Source organism: Pseudomonas sp. HMWF006 (assembly GCF_003061205.1).
GTDB lineage: Bacteria > Pseudomonadota > Gammaproteobacteria > Pseudomonadales > Pseudomonadaceae > Aquipseudomonas > Aquipseudomonas monsensis.
In genome coordinates this window covers 1-4,304 of sequence record NZ_QAIU01000569.1, presented here as the reverse complement: position 1 = coordinate 4,304, position 4,304 = coordinate 1, and the positions used below count along the sequence as shown (strand labels likewise).

3 protein-coding genes are annotated in these 4,304 nt (G+C 60.9%); all 3 read left to right on the top strand.

From position 1 onward, the window contains the following. A partial coding sequence (locus DBR24_RS26100) for a cytochrome-c peroxidase (protein ID WP_371921358.1) occupies positions 1-1,053 on the top strand: 1,053 nt, incomplete at its 5' end. A gap of 198 nt (positions 1,054-1,251) precedes the next feature. Continuing rightward, on the top strand, positions 1,252-2,541 hold the full coding sequence (locus DBR24_RS26095; protein ID WP_123469314.1) for a GGDEF domain-containing protein: 1,290 nt from the start codon (positions 1,252-1,254) through the stop codon (positions 2,539-2,541). 90 nt (positions 2,542-2,631) lie between these two features. Then, the coding region (locus tag DBR24_RS26090; protein ID WP_128616151.1) for an acyl-CoA dehydrogenase C-terminal domain-containing protein at positions 2,632-4,304 on the top strand (1,673 nt) is incomplete at its 3' end.

Here is a 4,304-nt window from a genome sequence, read left to right as displayed (position 1 = left end):
CGCCTGTGGAATGCCACGCAAAACGTGCTGGTCGGCGGCGCGCCGTACACGCAGATGGAGGCCAATTTCCCGCTGTTCTTCGGTCTGGCGATTCAGATGTACGAATCGACATTGATCTCTGATCAGGCGCCGATCGACGCCTACCTGCAGGGCGACTCAACTGCGATGAGCGCGCAGCAAGTCGAGGGCATGAACCTGTTCCTCGGCAAGGGCAAATGCGTCAATTGCCATGGGGGCCCGGAGCTGACCAATGCTGCCAGCCGCTTGCTGATGCATCCGCGCGAACGCATCGAACGCATGGTCATGGCCGATAACCTGACCACGCTCTACGACAACGGCTTCTACAACACCGGCGTGCGCCCGACCTCCGAAGACCTGGCCCTCGGTGGCTCGGATGCCTGGGGCAATCCATGGTCGTTCAGCCGTCAGTACAACAAGGTGTTGCAGGGCGCCAGCATTCCCGATCCGTTGGACGTCGACGTGTGCACCTTCGAAGCGCCACTCAGCGCAGCGATCCCGTGCGACGCCTCGCTCAAACCCAATGTCGGCTTCCGCGATTCGGTGGATGGCGCCTTCAAAACCCCGACCCTGCGTAATATTGCGTTGACCGGCCCGTACTTCCACAACGGCAGCCGCGCCACACTCAAGCAGGTGATGGAGTTCTACAACCGTGGCGGCGACCGCCGTGGCGAGGACGCCAACAACACCAGCGGCTTCGAACATGCGGCGGCGAATCAGCACAACACCTCGAATCTTGATCCGGACATGACCAGCCTCAACCTGACGCCTGAGGAGATCGACGCACTGGTGAAATTCATGGAAGTCGGCCTGACCGATCCGCGCGTGGCGTGGGAGCGGGCGCCGTTCGATCATCCGTCGCTGGTCCTGCCACAAGGCGAAATCGGTGACGAAAATGCCGTAACCCAACGGCCAGCCAGCCCGAAAGTCACCACCCGCCAAGCTTCGGATGCGTTGTTCTCGCTCAAGCCCTATGGCGCCGAAGGACGCAGCCCGGCGGAGGGGCCGTTACTGCCGTTCTACAACGATCTTTGAGGGATAATTCCAGGCCTGGCCATCAGTCATGATGGCCATCGGCTCGCTGGAGGCAAAAAACTTGGCAAATCGCTCAGATAGTCAGGTTTTCTGCCGTTAAAGAGACTGCATGTGATCTGGATCACAATGCGTGTGCTTAACTGGCCACATTGCAGGCACAATGCCATCTCTTTGATATGACGGGTCGGAGCTTTACCCTTGCCGCGTTCTTCCGCTGTACGTTTCAGTCATTTCCTGCCATCACTGCTGTTGTTACTTGCGGGGTTGGCGGCTGCGTACGTCAAAGACCTCAACGTGTTCTTCACTTCGCTGTTCAACGTGTTGCCGACGTTGGTGCTGTTGCTGGGCGGCGCGTATTGCGCGGTTTACCGCCGTCAGCGCGAACTGTTTCTGATGCTCACGGTGTACATCGCCTACTTTCTGCTCGACACCCAGACCGACTATTACCGCGACAACGGCAAGGTGCGCGACGACGCCGCCGTGGTGTTCCACCTGGTCTGCCTGCTGCTGCCCTTGCTGTTCGGTCTGTTTGCGGCGTGGCAAGAACGCACCCACCTGTTTCAGGACATGGTCGCGCGGTTCGCGGTGTTGCTCGCTTTTGGCAGTGTCGCCCTCGGTCTTGAGCAGAGTTATCCCCAGGCGCTGCTGATGTGGCTCTCGGAGATCCGCTGGCCAGCGCTGCACGGCGCGTGGATGAGCCTGATCCAGATGTCCTATCCGGTATTCCTCTCGGCATTCCTGCTGTTGGCCTGGCAATACTGGCGTAACCCGCGTCCGCTGCATGCGGCGCAACTGGTCGGCTTGCTCGGTGTGTTCTGGATGCTGCCGAAAACCTTCATCCTGCCGTTCACCCTGAACATCATGTGCAGCCAGGTGATGCTGATGATTGCTGCCGCCGTGGCGCACGAAGCCTATCAAATGGCCTTCCGCGATGAGCTCACCGGTCTGCCGGGGCGGCGCGCACTCAACGAACGTATGCAACGCCTCGGCCGTAACTATGTGCTGGCGATGAGTGACGTCGATCACTTCAAGAAATTCAACGACACCCACGGCCACGATGTCGGTGACCAGGTGTTGCGTCTGGTCGCCAGCAAGCTGTCGAAAATCAGCGGTGGCGGTAGGGCATATCGCTATGGTGGTGAGGAATTTGCCCTGGTGTTCGCAGGCAAAACCCTCGAGGAATGCATGCCGCACCTGGAAGTTATCCGCGAGTCGATTGCGTCCTACAACATTCAACTGCGCAATCAGGAAAACCGTCCGCAGGATGACCAGCAAGGTCGCCAGCGCCGCAGTGGCGCCGGTGCGTCCAGTGTTTCGGTGACGGTCAGCATTGGCGTCGCCGAACGCGTCGAGCAGCGCACGCCGGAAGAAGTGCTCAAATCCGCCGACCAGGCGCTGTACAGCGCCAAAGGTGCGGGGCGTAACTGCGTGATGGCGTTTGGGCAGAACCGCCGTGGCGCGGTGCGTATGGACAATGCTGCAGGTTGAGTGATGACTGCGCATTCAGCGTCTGGACAGTGATTGTGGGGCGTAGTGGCCAGCAGTAGGTTGAAACTATCTGCTGACGGAGAAGCCACCATGCCCGAGTACAAAGCTCCCCTGCGCGACATGCGCTTTCTGATCGACCACGTCTTCGATTTCCACACCCAATACGCCGCGCTCGGCGCCCACGACGCCAGCCCGGACATGATCAACGCGATCCTCGAAGAGGGCGCGAAGTTCTGCGAGAACGTTCTGGCGCCACTCAATCGCAGCGGCGACGAAGAGGGCTGCCACTTCGACAACGGCGTGGTGACAACGCCTGCAGGTTTCAAAGAAGCGTTCGCGCAATACGTCGAGGGCGGCTGGCACGGTCTGGCGGCAGATCCGGCTTACGGTGGCCAGGGCCTGCCGAGTTCGCTGGGGCTGGTGATCAGCGAAATGGTCGGCTCCAGCAATACGTCCTGGGGCATGTACCCGGGCCTGACTCATGGCGCGATGTCGGCCATCCACGCCCACGGCACCGCCGAACAGAAAGACACGTACCTGAGCAAACTCACCGCCGGCCAGTGGACCGGCACCATGTGCCTGACCGAAGCGCATTGCGGCACCGACCTGGGTATCATCAAGACCCGCGCCGTGCCCCAGGCCGATGGCAGTTATGCAGTTACCGGCAGCAAGATTTTCATCTCTGCCGGCGAACACGACATGAGTGACAACATCATCCACCTGGTGTTGGCCAAACTGCCGGATGCGCCCGCCGGGACCAAGGGCATTTCGCTGTTTATCGTGCCCAAGTTCCTGCCGGACGCAGCGGGCGAAGCGGGCGAGCGCAACGGCGTTTCCTGCGGTTCGATCGAACACAAGATGGGCATCAAGGCCTCGGCCACCTGCGTGCTGAACTTCGACGGCGCCAAGGGCTTTCTGATCGGCGAGCCGAACAAGGGCCTCAACTGCATGTTCACCATGATGAACCATGCACGCCTCGGCACCGGGATGCAGGGCTTGTGCCTGGGCGAGGCGAGTTTCCAGGGCGCGGTCAAATACGCCAACGACCGCTTGCAGATGCGCGCCCTGACCGGCGCCAAGACCCCGGACAAACCGGCCGACCCGATCATCGTTCATCCAGACGTGCGGCGCATGCTGTTGACCATGAAAGCCTTCAACGAGGGCAATCGTGCGCTGACCTATTTCACCGCGCAGCTGCTCGATGTCGCGCACCTGGGCAGCGACGTCGAGGCGCGGCAGGAGGCCGAAGACCTGTTGGCGTTCCTCACGCCGATCTGCAAGGCGTTCATGACCGACACCGGGCTGGAAGTGACCAACCACGGCATGCAGGTGTTCGGCGGTCACGGCTTCATTCGTGAATGGGGCATGGAGCAGTTGGTTCGCGATTGCCGGATTGCGCCGATCTATGAAGGCACCAACGGCATTCAGGCGCTGGACCTGCTCGGTCGCAAGGTGCTGGGCAGTCAGGGCAAGTTGTTGCGCGGCTTCACCAGAATCGTCCACAAGTTCTGCGCGGCCAACGCGGGGCATCCTCAGTTGGGCAGCTTTGTCGCGCAGCTCAATGAACTCAACCAGCAGTGGGGCGAGCTGACCATGCAGGTCGGTATGGCGGCGATGAAAAACCCGGACGAAGTCGGCGCCGCATCGGTGGATTACCTGATGTACAGCGGTTACATCATTCTGGGTTATCTGTGGTTGCGCATGGCGCTGGTGGCGCAGGCGCAGTTGGAGGCGGGTGAGGGGGACGGGGATTTCTGTCGGGG